We start from the raw sequence: 16199 nt of genomic DNA, 5'->3' as shown, positions 1-16199 counted from the left end.
AAATGAGGAGGAATTTATGGCTATCAGCCGTAAAATTAGTAAGGAACGTCTGGCACTGAAAATGTCTCTTGCCGGTACGGTCCTGCTTGCCACTATGGGTATAGGTTATGGGCTGTATGTGGGATCTAGTGCGATTCTGCTCGACGGTATGTTCTCTTTTCTGAGTATGGGTATGACAGGCCTGAGTCTGTATACCGCCTACCTGGTCTCAAGACCGGACGATAACCACTTTCAGTTTGGTTACGCCCACATCGAACCTTTGATCAATGTCGTCAATGGCTTGCTCATCTTGGTAACCTGTCTGTTTGCATTCGCTAGTGGTGTGCAAACCATTGTCAACGGTGGCCATGAAGTTGTGCTGGAGCATGCAATGGTATACGCAGTGTTGTCTACCATCAGCTGTTTTGGCATCTATTTCACGGAAACTCACATTGCCCGTAAGGTAGACTCGGAACTTGTTCGGGTCGACTCACAGGAATGGTTGGTCGATGGCATCTTGAGTGCTGCAATTTTAGTTGGTTTCATGCTGGTAATGGTGTTCGACAAAATAGGCTATTCGCATTGGAATGCTTATGTCGATCCCATTCTGGTGTCTGCAATGGCGATTGCTGCGTCGGTTCTGCCGATTAAGGTATTACGCCGTAACTTGCGTGAGGTGCTATTGGTCGCTCCTCATGACCAGGTGCAGAACCGGGTGGATAGTGTGATTGAAGATCTGTCTAAACAGTACAACTTCGATGACTATACTCACCATTTCGCTAAAACAGGCCGTCAGTACGATCTGGAAATCAACATCCTTGTAAAAGACGATAAATACTGGACTACAAAACGTCAGGATAAGATTCGTCAATTATTGTGGGATAAATTGAAAGGCGAGCTGGGTGATACATGGCTGTCTGTCACATTTACCGGTCAAAAACGCTGGCTGTAATGCGTCAGGCAGAGAGCTGAATGAAATGCGGCCCGTGCGGGCCGCATTTTTTATTAGTTAAACTTATATCAAGTTCAAAGAATCGTAAGGCAAATTTTGCTGGAAATTTGTGCAAATAAAGCGCAGAATACGCGTGGCTAAAAACTAGTCGCCGGGATGTTATAGCAAACTTTCAGTTGGAAAGCCGGATTTGAACCTTTTTCTCAGTATGCTATTGATACTGAGTCCCTTTCGGATATGCTGCCTGAACTGATAACCGCCAAACCGGAGACGGAAAAACTACTTTTATGTAGATTTTAGCCGCTCTGTTTATTTTTTCTTGGCTGGTCGTTTAAGACTGCAGTGATTATCTGAATTTGGGGAAAGTTATGTTCGAGACACTACTGGTAATGGCGTTTATTGTTGGCGGGATTGTGGTTGTATTAAAAGAAAAGAAAACCTGCAAGAACATTAACTACTCCAGTAAATCACTGTAAGTTAGCACAAAGATTCACTTGCGCATGGCGGCTTAAGCACGCCTACTTACACATCAATCCCTGAGCACTGCTCGGGGATTTTTTTTACACATTATAAGGCATTAAAGCAGGCAATTAACTGTACGAAAATTCATCTGTCTGGTTGCAAATGTTTGTCAGTGAGAAGCTCTGGGCTGGTAAGTGTGGGCATGCAGACCAAAAGTGAAACACTGGAGTTTATGTAATGAAGTGTTTTCGATATTATTGCCATGAATGCAAACTTTTACTTTTCATAAACATCAAGGATAAGTCGAGATGGCAGCTAGTTCTCGAAAAACAACAAAGGGAGAGCTTACCCGACAAAAAATCATTGAAGCAACATTGGATTTGATTGCGACTACAGGCTTAAACAGTTTGTCACACCGGAATATTGCCAATGCTGCTCAGGTTCGGTTATCACTTACCAGTTATTACTTTGAAAGCATGGATCATTTGATTCTGAGCGCATTTGAAGAGTTTGCCCAGCGAGAAGTGAAACAGATTGAATGGATTCAGGAACAGGTGGACACGATACTCAGGGAATACCTGATAAAGGGAGCTTCCGGGGATCGTGAGTCATGTGTTCTGAAACTAACCGAATTGTTAACACAGTACATTTCGACGGAGCTGACGGACGAAACGCGCAGAAAACAGCTGACAATTCGCTGCCATTTCCTGTTTGCTCTCGGGCAGTCTGAGATACTGGTCAAGCGAGTCAGTGAGTATAAATTACAAGTGCTGGACCTGATCAAAAAGACGGCTGAATTGATTGGCAGTCCGAATCCGGAAATTGATGCCAATCTGGTCATTTTCACCTTCAGGGAGTTTGAGTTTGCTTTGGTCAGTGGTGATCAAAACTTCAATCAGGATATTGTTTCTAAAACGCTAAAGCGATTATTGTCGACACTTATTGCTACTGAATAACCCAAGCTTTTGAACTGATTTTTTCATTTCCTTTCCCTTCTTCTTTTTCGTAGCTAGAGCGATAACAGCCGCTGTGTGTGACGACACAGCGGTTTTTTCGCTGAACTCCGCATTTTCACTGGCTTCATCAATCAGAATTGTTTGAATCATAGTCACATCTCATTGAGATGTTTTTGTGATCAATCAGCACATATTTAAAATAATCGGACGTATGACCTATTATGTGTGGACGTTCAGCTTTGATTCAGTTAACCTCATTTCAAAACAAAATAATAACGAAGTGTTAACAATGTTGTTGAGAACTTCGAAGATGAAACGACAACGGATGTCTCGTCTCACTGAATTAGATAGCAGGGTTGTTGCTAACCGTTTTTGCTCATGACTGCCTTAAGAGCAGTTCAAGCAGGTTAGCAATAGGGGGAATAACCCTTGTTATCACACTGTGGTGAGCACGGGTTCACATGTAGAGGTATTCGAACAATGAAGCTGAAGTATCAATCAATACTCATCGCAATTTTGTCAGCAACGAGCTTTTATTCTCATGGTGCGGCCTATGAGTTTGGATGCTATAGCTACAGTAATTTGTACAGCCCCGATGATAAGGTGGCGGCGTCGTATTCCTATTTTAACTATGACATTCAGGGTAACCACCCTACCTTTGGTAGCACTGGTGATATCTTCAACGATACTCACTATGTCCAGGGTGCAGTAAATTACTTTTTTACTGATAACTTTTCAGGAAATGCGCAGTATTATCTTTCAAATAATATTGATACTCAGCACACGAGCGGTTTTTGGCAAGGCTCTAGCGCTAATGTAAAAACCCGGACCGTAGCCTTAACGGGCAAGTACCAAATTACCCCTTCATTTTCAGCTTTCGCTGGCCCTACCATCAATCAAACTGAAATTAATGCGAAGTTTAACACCAACATGAATGGTGGTTTTGGTGGTTTAGATTTGGATCTGGGTGATGACATAGGTTTCGGTTATACAGTGGGTGCGTCTTACCACATCCCTAAAATCGCGTTACGCGCTACTGTAGCGTATCAGTCTGCGGTTAAGCACTCGTTTGATACGACCGAATCCGGTGCCTTAATTGTGAATAAAACAGGGGGAAAGGCAAGCTCAGTATCAAGCCAGGCGGAAATTGAACTACCAGAAACCATAGATTTTGATTTCCAGACGGGGGTTGCAGAGAATACATTACTGACTTTTTCTGCTCATTGGCGCAGATGGAGCGAGCATGTGATAAAAACCCAGGTGCGCGGAGAAGTCGTTACCTTTGATCGCGACAGTGTCACTTATGCGCTGGGACTGGCTCGCCAGTTTACGCCATCCTTCGGTGGTGGTATCGAACTGAATTATGCCGAAGGAGCCGGTGAGGGTAATCTGAATCCTCTGGCGCCAGGAAACGGTGCGAAGGGTGTGCAGGTAGGAGGAAAGTATTCCTTTGGCAACACCTCGTTGTTTGGGGCTGCTCAGTACAAAATGGTCAAAGACGGAAAAGATGTCTCAGGGACGATTTACGAAGATAACAGCCTTTATGGCCTGACTGTCGGGGTTGAACACAAGTTTTAACTCAGCGGCATGTCCTGTCGCGATAACAACGCCCGGTCTTCCGGGCGTTTGTGTTCAGGTAAGCGGAATGGGACGCCAGACAGTTAAAAAAACCACTAGTGCGATTTTTCCTGCCATTCTTGTTGCAGTCGGCGAATGGCTTCAGAGCGCTGCTTCCATTCAGCCGTTCTCACCATTTCTGCATACTGTGCAAATGGCTTTTTGAGTAAGTTATTAAGCACGGGAGCCTGGGTTTGCGGCAATGCTTCAAGTGCCTCGATTGCTCCGCTGCGGTTATTACATAACATCACCATATCGCAGCCAGCTTGCAGAGAAGCAACAGCACGATCGCCGTAGGAGCCCAGTACATCAGCACCTTTCATGTTCAGATCATCTGAAAAGACAACCCCTTTAAAATTAAGCTGTTGCCGAAGCACCTTCTTTAACCAGTATTCAGAGCCGCTGGCGGGTTTATCGTCGTAGGAAGGATAAATCACATGGGCTGGCATCATGGCATCCAGTAATTGTTCCTCGATTAATGCTTTGAATACCGACATATCACGAACGGCAATATCATGGCGCTGATCAACAGGGGTTTCATGATGCGAATCTGCGATAACGCCACCGTGTCCGGGGAAATGTTTACCTGTTGCCGCCATTCCCGCCTCTTTCATACCGCGTATAAACTCACTGGCAAATTGAATGATTTGTTCGGGCTGATCTGAAAACGCACGGTCTCCAATGGCTTTACAGTCAAAGCCGATATCCAATACAGGTGCCAGGCTGAGATCGATATCCATAGCCAGTAATTCTGCAGCCATCAACCAACCCCCCTGACGGGCAAGGTTGACGCCATTGTCGGCCGCTGCAAATGCCCGGGCAGGAGGCAGTAAAGTAAAACCCTCACGAAAGCGTTGGACTCGTCCGCCTTCCTGATCCACCGCAATGATCAAAGGACGTTTTGCTGCCTGACGAATGGATTGTGTCAGAGCAAACAGTTGCTCTCTGTCGTGGTAGTTGCGGGCGAAAAAAATGACTCCGCCTACTGTGGGGTGTTGAAGAATTTCACGCTCTTCGGCATCAAGTTCGAAACCTGACACATCTAGCATTAAAGGCCCCATGGTGGCACTCCGTTTTGACTGCATCTCAGAAGAAACATAGATTTTAGAAAGCATTAAGTTATCACAAGCTGATCAGAGTCAAAACCGCATTTTTCTGATTGAATCTGGCGTCAGTTAGCTGATTACTGTGTCATTGTTCACTGTATAAAACATTGTGTTTCATTTATTTCATTTGATGTGTGATTTACGTCAATTTATTGAACGAGCAGAGTGATTAGACTTCTTCCTTCATTGCATCGAAGATATCACGTTAGCGTTTTCAGAGGTCTTAACATGTCAGCATTAATCGCTATAGCAATAACAACCGGTTTGTTATCTGGTCTGTGGGGCTGGGTAGCTGTTTCACTTGGATTGTTGAGCTGGGGCGGATTTCTGGGGTGTACCACTTATTTTGCGGCACCTCAGGATGGCTTAAAGGGTATGGGCATCAGTATGGCGACCAATTTGAGTGGTGTCGCCTGGGCAATGCTGATCATTCACGGCTCAACATGGATAGGAATGGAGCTGTTCGGCTATATTGCAACCGGCATTGTTTCATTTCTGATGTGTGTACAGGCAAAGCGCGAGTGGCTGAGTTTTATTCCGGGGACATTTATCGGCTGTTGTGCGACATTTGCTGCCGCGGGTAACTGGCAACTGGTTATCCCTTCGCTGATGCTCGGGGTAGTGTTTGGTTATGCGATGAAAACATCTGGTTTGTGGCTGAAGGCGCAAAGTGAAAAACGCGCGCAGAAGGCAGCGTTTAAGTCTGAACTTGCACCCGCCGCTGCCTCTACAAAATAAACGGTTACAGTGAGGGAAGTACCTCACCCTTGTGCTGCTGACAAAAAGCAGAAAGTGATGCAGAAGTCCTTCCTTTTTTGACCAGAATACAGACGCGCACAGCCTGGCTGAGCAGGGCATCCGCTTTTTGCAACAGATTCTCCTCACTGCAAGCTTCACGATCAGCATCTCTTCGGCAAAGATCAATGAAACCAGCCTGACTCTCTTCATCGGTGTAAAGCACCATTTCGGCCTGCTGCATCAGTCGCAACGCTTTCAATGTCAGCATTTCAACATCTGTGCCTGTCTCTATAATGCATACCGTCCCTGTTGCCTGATTGTCTTGAGCCAGTAGTTGGACAAAAGCCGCTTCAAGCACCTCAACAGACTGGGCATTTTCTACCTGAGGCAAGCGGAAGAAGAGCTCCCAAAAGTGTCTTCGTTTATCGACGGTATCGTAATGTTGTTTCAGGCGGTTTCTTTGTTTTCCAGCGAAATCTGCCAGAAGAGACAAGTTTTGCGCGAGCTGGGTTTCCAGCTTTTCTCTGAGGTAACGTACGAGTACCGGTGAAGCGCCACCACTGGATATGGCCACCTGAATGGGGGAGCGATCTATCATGGATGGGGTAATAAAATCGCAATGGGCAGGATCGTCGACGGCATTGACCCAAATTTTCTTCTGTTGGGCATCATGAAAGATACGCTTATTCAGTTCGCGATCATCCGTCGTTGTCCACACCTGATAATAGCCCCCCAGACTTCCCGGCTGGTAAGACTCTGCCAGCCAGCGCAGTTTTTGCTGGCTGGCCAGTTTTTGTAAGGCAGGATGCAGGCGTGGTGATATCAGTGTGATTGCCGCTCCGGCCCGTAATAAAAGATCGACTTTACGGCAGGCAACTTCTCCGCCACCTATGACCAGTACTGGTTTGTTATGTAATTGGGTGAAGACCGGGAAATAGTCCATATTCGCGTCCTTGCAATAAATCAGAAAAGTGCTGGCACCGAGTTCAGGGACATTAACCCGATGAACAATCGGATTCAAGATCAGCCTGCTTGTGTTTGCTGTGGCAAGTGGCTGGATTACAGAGAAAAAGGTTTAGTCTGGCCGTATAACCTGCTATCACTATCACAATATAAAGTTGATAACCGAAATGACTGTGATGAATATGGTTATCTGGTTTAACACAAACAGCTGAATTTCATAGGGATAGGTGATTAGGGTATGACAAAGAATTCATTACCGTCGTCTGTTGTCAGTGCTGACTGGTTGCTGGAACATGCCGATGCGGGAAATATCGTGATACTGGATGCGAGCTGGTTCATGCCGGGCAGTGGCCGTGATGCCAGGGCTGAGTGGGAGAGTGAACGCATTCCAGGTGCTGTTTTTTTCGATTTCGATAAAGAGATATGCGATAAGGCATCCAGCCTGCCGCATATGTTACCCGGTGCAGAGCAGTTTGCCAGCCAAGTGTCGGAATTAGGCATCAGCAACAAAGACACTCTCGTTGTTTATGATTCTCACGGACTGTTCTCATCACCGCGCGTATGGTGGATGTTTAAAGTGATGGGGCATGACAAGGTCGCGGTGCTGGATGGCGGATTACCCGCCTGGAAAGCGGTTGGAGGCTCGTTAGAATCGGGTGTTGTAACTGAAGTACCTGAAAAAGGGCAATTTTCTGCCAATTTCAGATCTGAATGGGTGATTGATGCCCAGGCATTGATGGAAAAATTAGCCGACCCTCAGGTTGTGGTGCTGGATGCACGCCCGGCAGCGCGTTTTTATGCCCAGCAGCCAGAGCCGAGAGAAGGCATACGCAGTGGTCATATGCCGAATGCTAAAAGCCTCCCGTTTGGTCAGTTGGTGAAAGACGGCAGGTTAGCGTCGCAATCAATACTGAAACAACGTTTTGATGCATTCTCAGAACAAGATCAGCAGCTGATTTTCAGTTGTGGATCCGGGGTTACGGCATGCATTCTTGCTCTTGCAGCTGATGTAGCAGGCCGGAAAAATCTGACTGTCTATGACGGTTCCTGGACAGAATGGGGCGCAGGCATGAAATACCCGGTGGTGTCCTGATCGAGCTTTGGCTTACCTGAGTGATCAGGTAAGCCAAAGAGTGTGTGTTGTTTAATGCACAACGGGAATGTAACCGCGATCATGCAGTAATTTCTGGCTGTTTTCAGACAGGAGATAATTGAGGAAGTCACGACCATCTGATGTGAGCTTTTTGCTTTTATAAAGCATGATGAAAGGTCGGGAGATTTGATACTGTCCAGACTCCAGGTTTGTCAGGCTGGGTGATACACCTTCGAAATCCAGTGGTTTTACTGAATCATCAACTGAGCCAAGTGACAGATAGCCAATGGCGTGTCTGTTTCTGGCAATCAGGCTTTTCACCATGCCATTGGTGTTAACCACCAGCGCTTTCGCATTGATATCTGAGACGCTTTTATCACCGATAGTACGTGTCAGACCCATAAAATCTTCGAAAGAAAATCGTGAACCAGAAGCGTTCTCTCTGCTGACAACTGCAATGGGGAGGTCATCGCCACCAACTTGTTTCCAGTTGGTGATAGTCCCCTGATAAATCCCCATAACCTGTTCTTTGGTCAGGGTGTCAATCGGGTTGTTTTTGTTGACGACCAGTGCGATACCATCATGAGCAATTAATGTGGTCGATACATCCGGACGTATTTCATCCTCCTTTAGAAATCGCGAACTCATTCCAAGCTCAGCGGCCTCTTGTTTGACGGCAGAAATACCCGCAGATGACCCAGTCCCTTGCACAGCAATGGAAGCATCGGAATGTTGCTGCTCATATTGTTCAGCTAATACTTCAAGTATATGACTGACAGAAGTCGAACCGGATACGGTAACGGTTTTGGCATTAGCCTGAATGGGGAATAGGGTGATAACGGCTAATAAAGAAGCCAGGCGAAGCAACATTGCGTCTCTCCAAATTTGAACTACAGGGGTAGCCGCTATGGTATGACGAGGATATGACAAAATTGTGAATCTGAATCGAAGTTACTCGACACGACTTTTTTGTTCTTTTTCCTGATACATGGCGGTATCTGCTTTAGCGAGCAGTAAGTCAGGATCGCTGAGGTTACCAGGATGAAACGGAACAAGGCCGACACTGATGCCTAATTTGAACGTATCTCTAAGATCTTGAGTTTGCTCATAGAGCTGGTCAAGCCATTCCTGGCTTTGACATTGGTCTTCGCTGGGCAATAGAACAATGAATTCATCACCCCCTATGCGATATACCTGACTACCGGTAGGCGAATGCCTGAAGATAATGTTGGCTATTTCAATCAGTACCAGATCTCCCTGGCGGTGACCAAGACGGTCATTAACCTGTTTGAAGTTGTCTATATCAATGTAAGCCATAATGCCGCGATTAAGGTTAATCGCCATATGATCAAATCGTCTGAAAAGTGAGCGCCTGTTCTGCAGTCTGGTCAGATCGTCTTGCAAGGCCTGTCGGCTGAGTTCCAGTTCCAGTTGACGGGATTTAGCAATTTGCTGTCTGAGTTTTTGTATTAACTCGCGGCGTTGATGTAAGAGTTTAATGAAACAGAAACACAGTAAAAAAACACCAATATTGCTGAATACATCATCGGTGCGTGTCAGCAACCAATGATTTGCAAGTTCCGGAATATCATCAAGAAGATCTGCAATTACGCCAATTCCGTAGGTACAGGCAGACAGAAGTAATAAAAACTTCATTTCTTTACTGGCGACTTCGCGAACCAGCAGGATAATCAGCACCAATGTCAGGCTTGAAGTAACGGCATCCAGGTTACCTTGCATGGGGATAAAGGTGGTTATCAGCACCCCAAAACATACAAAAATTGTCAGCCTGACAGGCAATTGAGAGATCTTTTTCATAATTGACTAAAATATTATCACGATGATTTGTGTTGAGGTAGCGCTATGTAGTAACAAATCGAGACATAGTCCGCATCCCTCAACATGCATCGCAATCCATTACATTCTGTGATCTTGTGCTCATCCTGAGTGCATCAAAAGTGAAATCAATGATTGATCTATGTTGGTTGCCTACCCAGTTTGATATACCCTGTTTGTAACAAAGTATGTATGTTAACATACTTGTAACAATGTGTTTTTTACGGCTATTCTGTGGCTAGAATGAGATTTTTCAGCTCCACCCATTTCATTTCTACATCAGACCTTTTTGCCTCGAGGAAATGACCAATATGCTATCTATGGCGGCCAATAGTCTACCCAATAAAGCGCTGCTTGCTGAGCGGGTAGAAAAACTTATCCAGGCTCTGTCAAACGGGGTCTATGAAAGAGAGCATACCATTCGACTCTGTTTGTTGGCGGCACTGTCTGGTGAGAGTGTCTTCCTGCTTGGCCCTCCCGGAATAGCAAAGAGCTTGATTGCTAAGCGACTGATTGAAGCCTTTGATGGCAGCCGCTTCTTTGACTATCTGATGACACGTTTTTCGACCCCGGAAGAAGTGTTCGGACCTCTATCGATTCAGGAACTGAAAGACCACGGTAAATATGTTCGTTTGGTGGATGGCTACTTACCCACAGCGGAAGTCGTTTTCCTGGATGAAATCTGGAAAGCGGGCCCTGCCATTTTGAATACATTACTGACTGTTGTTAACGAGCGGACATTTAAAAATGGTCAGGACACGCTGAACGTACCAATGCGTTTGCTGATTACGGCATCCAACGAATTACCGGATGAAGACAGCGGTCTGGAAGCTTTGTACGACCGTATGCTGGTTCGTGTTTTCGTCAATCGCATACAGGAAAAACAAAATTTCAAAGCCATGTTACTGGGTGAAGGCCCAGAGATGGCGAGTTTACCTGCCGAGCTCAAAATTAAGGAAGAAGAATATCAGCAATGGCAGACATTGATCGATCATATCCAGCTTGATGAGGCGACATTCGAAACCATTTACCAGCTGAAATCCATGATCGAGGAGAAAGTCGAATCGGGCAGCAGCGAGCTTTACATCTCAGACCGGCGATGGAAGAAATCGGTCAGGCTGCTCAAAGCCAGTGCTTTCTTTAATGGCCGTGACAGTATTAATCCGCTTGATTTGCTGTTGCTGCAGGAGTGTTTGTGGCACAGCCCGGAATCCAGACAGGATATCCGGGAGCTTTTACGCGACTTTGCCGTCAACCAGGTTTTCGGACAACAAGCTGCCACCCAGCAGGCCGATACGGCGCAGCACCAGATAGAGGAAGTCCACCAGGCTGTTGCCGGCAAGCTTTGTGTGATATTCGGTCATGACACACTGATGGGTAAGGAAAGATACAAGTACGATTTTTCCGGCGCCAAGCGTTACACGGTCAATAATAATCCGCGCATGATCAAACTAGTCATGCTGCAGCATAACCCTTCCGTCTCTGAACAGGAAACCGGCGATAGCCGCTGGGTGTTTGTTGATGGCGATGAGTTTGAGAAAAAGATTAAAGCAGGGCAGTGTGATATCTATGGCTTTGTGAACAAGAACACGCACTTGTGCCGGCTGCATTTTGAAATTGACGCGTCCGATCGCCTGGTGATCAAAGATATTGCTAACCGGAACGTGCTGGTCGGCATGGCCGGAGACTATGGCGTCAGCCAGGAACAACTGCTTGGTTGGCAGCAAAAAGTCGAGCAAGCCACGGATGCTATTAGTGAGGCAGCTCACTTATTGAAACTGGCACGAAGCCGTTTTCACGGGGCATTGCCGCACAACTTCGTTGACCCTGAATTTCCGGTGCTGATCGAACAAAGTCTGGCTACTGCAAGTGATGAGATTGCGACAATTCAGCGGCATTTAGACAAAAGTGCCATGCGTTTAACCCGCCTGACTGAATACTTCGCATAACTGGGAGGAGACGATGCCAGTCACCGAAGGTATTAACCTGGCTCTGATGCTGACTGAGTCGGGTATCATTGAAAATGCAGTGAACGAGCTGATGACCCGGCCACAGCTGATGATGGCTGCGGACTCCAGTCCGGGAATTAAGTCGTCTATGAAGTTGCAGGTCGGTAAGTGGCGCAGCTATGTACAGCATCGCATCGCAAAAGTGGATGTGGCCGATCGGTTCAGTCAGGAACTGGCCTTATACCAAAAGGTTCGGCAATGGTCTGCGGACACTTTTATGGACAATGCTGAACAGGTAGTCAGTGAACTTGAAACGACGTCCGGCTTTTATTTTAAAGCGCGCCGATTGCTCGACCATGATCAGAAGAAACATAACCCTATGTTCCACAGCTACTTTTGTCATCAGTGGTATGAACATTTGCAGGTAGCACTCAAGAAAGCGCAGGAATCTGAGTTAGAGCATCATAAAGAAGCACTGTTGAAAGACCTGTATCAGCGCATTGAAACCATGCAGCAAATGGAAAAAGTCGATGAAGCAGGCGACGAAAAACGCGCTGGCCGGCTTTGGGATATGGCGAAAGCCAAACTGACCAAAACGGATGTGGAGCGGTTAAAATCTATCGCAAGATTTCTTCAAAAAAATAATGAAATTCAGGAGATTGCCGACAAGCTAGGCCGGGTGGCTAACGAGGTCGATGATCCGAGTCAGGCCAGAGTTCAGACGGAAGAGCTGAAAATGGTCGAAGAGAAGAGTGACAACGTCACCGATGATATTGTCGGCGTGCATCCCAGTGATGATCTGGCGCGCTTACTGCCTAACGAGGCAATGTTTCTTGCCTATCCTGAGCTGGAGGTGGTGTTCTACAAACACCTTGTTGATAAGCGTTTAATGAATTACAGAATGCAGGGTGCCCAGCGCAAACTGCGTAAAGTGAAAGCCTACAGGAAGCAAAGTAAACAAGTCGAACAGGACAAAGGGCCGTTTATTGTTTGCATTGATGCTTCTGGCTCAATGTCCGGCTACCCTGAACAGTGCGCGAAAGCGTTGGCTTACGGATTGATGCAGATTGCACTTGCCGATGACAGAGATTGTTATGTCATGCTGTTTTCTACCCAGCACATCACGTATGAGCTGACCCGGCAGGATGGTTTGAGTGAAGTGTTAAATTTCCTTTCTTATTCTTTTCATGGCGGCACAGATTTAACGCCTGTGTTGGATCAGTCCTTGATGCTGATGAGTGGCGATAAGTATAAAAATGCGGATCTCATTGTGCTGTCCGATTTTATTGCGCCGTCGCAATCGCCGGAGATGCAGGAGCGGGTAGCTAAACTGAAAGAGCATAAGAATCGTTTCCATGCCGTTTGTCTGTCACGGTATGGCAACCCGGCTTTGATGGACATGTTTGATACGCACTGGTCTCACCATCCCTCGGCGCTTGGCCGACTTTTCTCTCGTCATATTCCCTGAGTTGCCCGCTGCTGTGCAGGGTGTCATGGCTCTGTACAGCGATCAATCCTGCACCGAATTCTGTGCGCTATGCTTAAGGTGGTGGATAACCAACGCCTAAGAGTTCAGGTTTTCCTATCTGGTTCAGTCTGGTACACCTACTGGGAGCATGCGTCATGAAGCTGTTTTCCATTCTGACATTATGGCTGGCTGCGCTTTGGCCAATGTGTTCTCAGGCATCCGATGTATGGTTAATTGATATCAAAGGCGGGATCGGACCTGCCGTCAGTGATTTTGTCTCGCGTGAAATTAATCATGCTCAGGAAGAACAGGCTGCGCTTATCGTGCTAAAGATGGACACACCTGGCGGTTTAGATACCTCTATGCGGGAAATCATTCGCGCTATCACAACATCTCCGGTTGCAGTGGCAACCTGGGTTGGCCCATCGGGTGCCAGAGCGGCGAGCGCCGGAACCTATATTCTCTATGCCAGTCATATTGCTGCGATGGCACCGGGCACAAACCTTGGTGCAGCTACCCCAGTATCTCTGACCGGTGGGTCGCCAGGCGGGAAAAAAGACAATCCTTTTGATGACTCTGATGAACAGGAACCGGCTGGAAAAGATGACGCGGCTAAACAGTCTGAAGAAGGTACACAGTCAGGTAAGGAAGTAAAAGCCGAAACAGCCATGGAGAAGAAAGTCATCAATGATGCGGCTGCGTATATCACCAGCCTGGCTAAATTGCATGGCAGAAATGAAGTCTGGGCAGAGAAAGCCGTTCGGGAAGCGGCAAGTTTAGATGCCGAAGGGGCATTGCAAGAAAATGTCATCGATTTTATGGCAACAGATCTTGATGATCTGGTTAGTCAGATTAATGGCCGTACCGTGCTTATTAACGGGGTACAACAGACTTTATCACTTGAGAATGTTGCATATGTAGAGCGTGAACAGGACTGGCGGTTTAAGTTTCTGGCGGTCATTACCAATCCGAACGTGGCCTACATACTCATGCTGATAGGCATCTATGGCTTATTGTTAGAATTTTACAACCCCGGGGTTGGGTTGCCTGGTGTACTCGGCGGTATTTGTCTGATTCTGGCTATGTATTCGCTGCAACTATTGCCTGTCAGTTATGCGGGGCTGGGATTGATTATCCTGGGGATCATTCTGATGGTGGCAGAAGGCTTTAGCCCCAGCTTTGGCATATTGGGTCTGGGCGGTATCGTTTCTTTTGTTATAGGGTCAGTCATGTTAATGGATACCGAAGAACCAGGGTATCAAATTGCTGTCCCTTTGATCGTGGGTCTGACAGCCACTTCCGCGCTGTTTACTTTTGTCATTCTTACCTTATTGCTAAAAACCCGCCGTAAGCCTGTTTCAACCGGGGTAGAAATGCTCCTTGGCGATCACGGTAAAGTGGTCAGTGGCTTTCCCGGAGAGGGGCGGGTGCTGGTAGAAGGCGAAATCTGGCAAGCCCGCAGTGATACGCCATTGCGGGTGGGTCAGGAAATTGTCGTTAAGCAAGTCGAAGGCTTGTGTTTGCATGTTGCGGCCAAAGAGAAGGAATAAACCATGATTACGTATTCCCTAGCAACCATCGTTGTGCTGGTACTCGTGCTGATTATCAGCATGTTCAGAGTGCTGCGTGAGTATGAGCGTGCAGTCGTCTTTCTGTTGGGGCGCTTTTATGAAGTAAAAGGGCCTGGGTTGATCATCATTATCCCAATCATTCAACAAATGGTTCGGGTTGACCTGAGAACAATTGTGCTTGATGTGCCAACTCAGGATCTTATCACCAAAGACAATGTATCGGTTAAGGTCAATGCTGTGGTTTACTTTCGGGTTATTGACCCCAAAATGGCGATCATCAATGTCGAAAATTATCTTGAAGCCACCAGCCAGCTGTCCCAGACAACATTACGATCAGTACTTGGTCAGCATGAGTTAGATGAATTACTGTCGGCAAGAGATGAACTGAATAAAGATTTGCAGGGCATTCTTGATATGCACACCGATAACTGGGGCATAAAGATAGCCAATGTTGAAATCAAGCATGTTGATCTGGATGACAGCATGGTGCGTGCATTAGCTCGTCAGGCAGAGGCCGAACGTTCACGTCGTGCAAAAGTTATTCATGCTACGGGTGAGCTGGAAGCCTCTAAAAAGTTGATGGAGGCCGCCGAAGTGCTGAATAAAGCCCCGAATGCGATTCAACTTCGTTACCTGCAGACATTGACTGAGATTGCCAATGACAGGACATCAACCATAGTATTCCCTTTGCCTATCGACTTAGTCGATAAAGTTAAAAATATTGTTAATAGGAATAATGAGTGAGTTTCTGAACAATAATAACGATATTGCGTTAAGCGACTTCGCCCAGATTGGTTATTTTTAACTCAACTAAAATGGGCGGGTTTTTTAAAAAGTGGATTTTGAGCTAAGAAAATGTAAACAAATAACTTTTTGCCCTGTATAAATTGAAATATAGCTTTAAGTTGTTATGATTTTGGACGCATAAAAATGATGTAAGCAATTTGTGTTAATTAAGTCTAAGGAATAACAATGAAAAAAGTATTTGCAGTGGCAGTTTTCGCGGGCATGATGCCTTTCTCTCAAGCAATGGCTGACCAAGATATCGGTTGTGGTCTGGGCTCTATGGTATTTGCTGGTCAAGAAGGCAAAGTATTTAAAGTACTGGGTGCGACAACGAACGGTACTTCAGGTAACCAAACTTTCGGTATCACTTTCGGCACACTGGGTTGTGACGGCAACGGCGTGATCACTTCTCAAGAAAAACTGGCTATGTTTATCGACGGTAACATGGACAATCTGGCTCGTGATATCGCACGTGGCGAAGGTGAAACGCTGGCAACTCTGACTGACGTTTGGGGCATGAGCGATGAAGCAAAAGCGGAATTTAACGCGACTGCTCGTAACAACTATGCGTCTATCTTCGCTTCTGAAAATGTTACTTCTACAGATGTTCTGGCTAACCTGAACACTATGGTTGCTGATCAGAATACGCTGGCCGCTTACGCACTGTAATTTATTACAGGTGTGAACCGCTCAGATACAGCGCCAAAAGGCGCTGTATCTTTT

The 16199-nt window shown here is 46.4% G+C and carries 14 protein-coding genes; 10 read left to right on the top strand and 4 right to left on the bottom strand.

The genetic code is table 11. From position 1 onward, the window contains the following. The first annotated feature begins 16 nt into the window (after window positions 1-16). The 3 genes from L6J37_RS14155 to L6J37_RS14145 all read left to right on the top strand — a co-directional run bounded on the left by L6J37_RS14155 (window position 17) and on the right by L6J37_RS14145 (window position 3927). A complete protein-coding gene (locus L6J37_RS14155; RefSeq protein ID WP_192013690.1) occupies window positions 17-931 on the top strand; it encodes a cation diffusion facilitator family transporter in 915 nt (304 codons plus the stop codon). Window positions 932-1701: 770 nt separating this feature from the next. After that, window positions 1702-2349: a TetR/AcrR family transcriptional regulator gene (locus L6J37_RS14150; protein ID WP_237795560.1), complete on the top strand. Its 648-nt coding sequence runs from the start codon at window positions 1702-1704 to the stop codon at window positions 2347-2349. Between the two features lie 480 nt (window positions 2350-2829). Continuing rightward, window positions 2830-3927, top strand: a complete 1098-nt coding sequence (locus L6J37_RS14145; RefSeq protein ID WP_237795558.1) for an outer membrane protein transport protein — start codon at window positions 2830-2832, stop codon at window positions 3925-3927. A gap of 95 nt (window positions 3928-4022) precedes the next feature. Here L6J37_RS14145 and nagZ read toward each other — a convergent pair whose 3' ends face one another. After that, window positions 4023-5027 (bottom strand): beta-N-acetylhexosaminidase, encoded by a 1005-nt coding sequence (gene nagZ, locus L6J37_RS14140; RefSeq protein ID WP_192013698.1) that lies wholly within the window; start codon window positions 5025-5027, stop codon window positions 4023-4025. Window positions 5028-5300: 273 nt separating this feature from the next. Between nagZ and L6J37_RS14135 the strand changes: the two genes are divergently transcribed. Next, window positions 5301-5810: a DUF1097 domain-containing protein gene (locus L6J37_RS14135; RefSeq protein WP_218385771.1), complete on the top strand. Its 510-nt coding sequence runs from the start codon at window positions 5301-5303 to the stop codon at window positions 5808-5810. Between the two features lie 4 nt (window positions 5811-5814). Here L6J37_RS14135 and L6J37_RS14130 read toward each other — a convergent pair whose 3' ends face one another. Then, on the bottom strand, window positions 5815-6753 hold the full coding sequence (locus tag L6J37_RS14130; protein ID WP_237795556.1) for a precorrin-2 dehydrogenase/sirohydrochlorin ferrochelatase family protein: 939 nt from the start codon (window positions 6751-6753) through the stop codon (window positions 5815-5817). A gap of 258 nt (window positions 6754-7011) precedes the next feature. On the opposite strand from L6J37_RS14130, the gene sseA reads away from it, so the two are divergent. Next, complete coding sequence (gene sseA, locus L6J37_RS14125; RefSeq protein WP_237795555.1) at window positions 7012-7866, top strand: 3-mercaptopyruvate sulfurtransferase; 855 nt, start codon at window positions 7012-7014, stop codon at window positions 7864-7866. Between the two features lie 51 nt (window positions 7867-7917). Here the strand turns inward: sseA and L6J37_RS14120 are convergent, their stop codons facing one another. Together L6J37_RS14120 and L6J37_RS14115 are read right to left on the bottom strand one after the other, a co-directional pair. Next, window positions 7918-8736: a phosphate ABC transporter substrate-binding protein gene (locus L6J37_RS14120; RefSeq protein ID WP_218385765.1), complete on the bottom strand. Its 819-nt coding sequence runs from the start codon at window positions 8734-8736 to the stop codon at window positions 7918-7920. Window positions 8737-8817: 81 nt separating this feature from the next. Further along, a complete protein-coding gene (locus L6J37_RS14115; protein WP_192013708.1) occupies window positions 8818-9684 on the bottom strand; it encodes a GGDEF domain-containing protein in 867 nt (288 codons plus the stop codon). A 329-nt stretch (window positions 9685-10013) separates the two neighbouring features. On the opposite strand from L6J37_RS14115, the gene L6J37_RS14110 reads away from it, so the two are divergent. The 5 genes from L6J37_RS14110 to L6J37_RS14090 all read left to right on the top strand — a co-directional run bounded on the left by L6J37_RS14110 (window position 10014) and on the right by L6J37_RS14090 (window position 16145). Then, complete coding sequence (locus tag L6J37_RS14110) at window positions 10014-11651, top strand: ATPase RavA domain-containing protein (protein WP_237795553.1); 1638 nt, start codon at window positions 10014-10016, stop codon at window positions 11649-11651. 13 nt (window positions 11652-11664) lie between these two features. After that, entirely contained in the window at window positions 11665-13119 is a 1455-nt protein-coding gene (viaA, locus tag L6J37_RS14105; protein ID WP_237795552.1) for an ATPase RavA stimulator ViaA, read from the top strand. A 155-nt stretch (window positions 13120-13274) separates the two neighbouring features. Next, the gene (locus L6J37_RS14100; RefSeq protein WP_237795551.1) at window positions 13275-14669 is read left to right on the top strand and encodes an NfeD family protein; all 1395 of its coding nucleotides are present in this window, start codon (window positions 13275-13277) and stop codon (window positions 14667-14669) included. Between the two features lie 3 nt (window positions 14670-14672). Then, entirely contained in the window at window positions 14673-15434 is a 762-nt protein-coding gene (locus tag L6J37_RS14095) for a slipin family protein (protein ID WP_192013716.1), read from the top strand. A 228-nt stretch (window positions 15435-15662) separates the two neighbouring features. Next, the gene (locus L6J37_RS14090) at window positions 15663-16145 is read left to right on the top strand and encodes a DUF3015 domain-containing protein (RefSeq protein ID WP_192013718.1); all 483 of its coding nucleotides are present in this window, start codon (window positions 15663-15665) and stop codon (window positions 16143-16145) included. The last annotated feature ends 54 nt before the right edge of the window (window positions 16146-16199 follow it).

It is taken from the genome of Photobacterium sp. WH77, from assembly GCF_022014395.1.
Lineage (GTDB): Bacteria > Pseudomonadota > Gammaproteobacteria > Enterobacterales > Vibrionaceae > Photobacterium > Photobacterium arenosum.
Note: the sequence above shows the minus strand (reverse complement) of the source record. Positions and strands in the feature narration are given on the sequence as shown.

What these genes read in the sequence shown, in the direction of transcription:
- L6J37_RS14135 (WP_218385771.1), top strand. Translation starts at nt 5,301, where the DNA reads ATGTCAGCATTAATCGCTATAGCAATAACAACCGGTTTGTTATCTGGT.
- nagZ (WP_192013698.1), bottom strand. Translation starts at nt 5,027, where the DNA reads ATGGGGCCTTTAATGCTAGATGTGTCAGGTTTCGAACTTGATGCCGAA.
- L6J37_RS14155 (WP_192013690.1), top strand. Translation starts at nt 17, where the DNA reads ATGGCTATCAGCCGTAAAATTAGTAAGGAACGTCTGGCACTGAAAATG.
- L6J37_RS14110 (WP_237795553.1), top strand. Translation starts at nt 10,014, where the DNA reads ATGCTATCTATGGCGGCCAATAGTCTACCCAATAAAGCGCTGCTTGCT.
- L6J37_RS14130 (WP_237795556.1), bottom strand. Translation starts at nt 6,753, where the DNA reads ATGGACTATTTCCCGGTCTTCACCCAATTACATAACAAACCAGTACTG.
- L6J37_RS14145 (WP_237795558.1), top strand. Translation starts at nt 2,830, where the DNA reads ATGAAGCTGAAGTATCAATCAATACTCATCGCAATTTTGTCAGCAACG.
- L6J37_RS14090 (WP_192013718.1), top strand. Translation starts at nt 15,663, where the DNA reads ATGAAAAAAGTATTTGCAGTGGCAGTTTTCGCGGGCATGATGCCTTTC.
- L6J37_RS14120 (WP_218385765.1), bottom strand. Translation starts at nt 8,736, where the DNA reads ATGTTGCTTCGCCTGGCTTCTTTATTAGCCGTTATCACCCTATTCCCC.
- sseA (WP_237795555.1), top strand. Translation starts at nt 7,012, where the DNA reads ATGACAAAGAATTCATTACCGTCGTCTGTTGTCAGTGCTGACTGGTTG.
- L6J37_RS14095 (WP_192013716.1), top strand. Translation starts at nt 14,673, where the DNA reads ATGATTACGTATTCCCTAGCAACCATCGTTGTGCTGGTACTCGTGCTG.
- L6J37_RS14100 (WP_237795551.1), top strand. Translation starts at nt 13,275, where the DNA reads ATGAAGCTGTTTTCCATTCTGACATTATGGCTGGCTGCGCTTTGGCCA.
- viaA (WP_237795552.1), top strand. Translation starts at nt 11,665, where the DNA reads ATGCCAGTCACCGAAGGTATTAACCTGGCTCTGATGCTGACTGAGTCG.
- L6J37_RS14115 (WP_192013708.1), bottom strand. Translation starts at nt 9,684, where the DNA reads ATGAAAAAGATCTCTCAATTGCCTGTCAGGCTGACAATTTTTGTATGT.
- L6J37_RS14150 (WP_237795560.1), top strand. Translation starts at nt 1,702, where the DNA reads ATGGCAGCTAGTTCTCGAAAAACAACAAAGGGAGAGCTTACCCGACAA.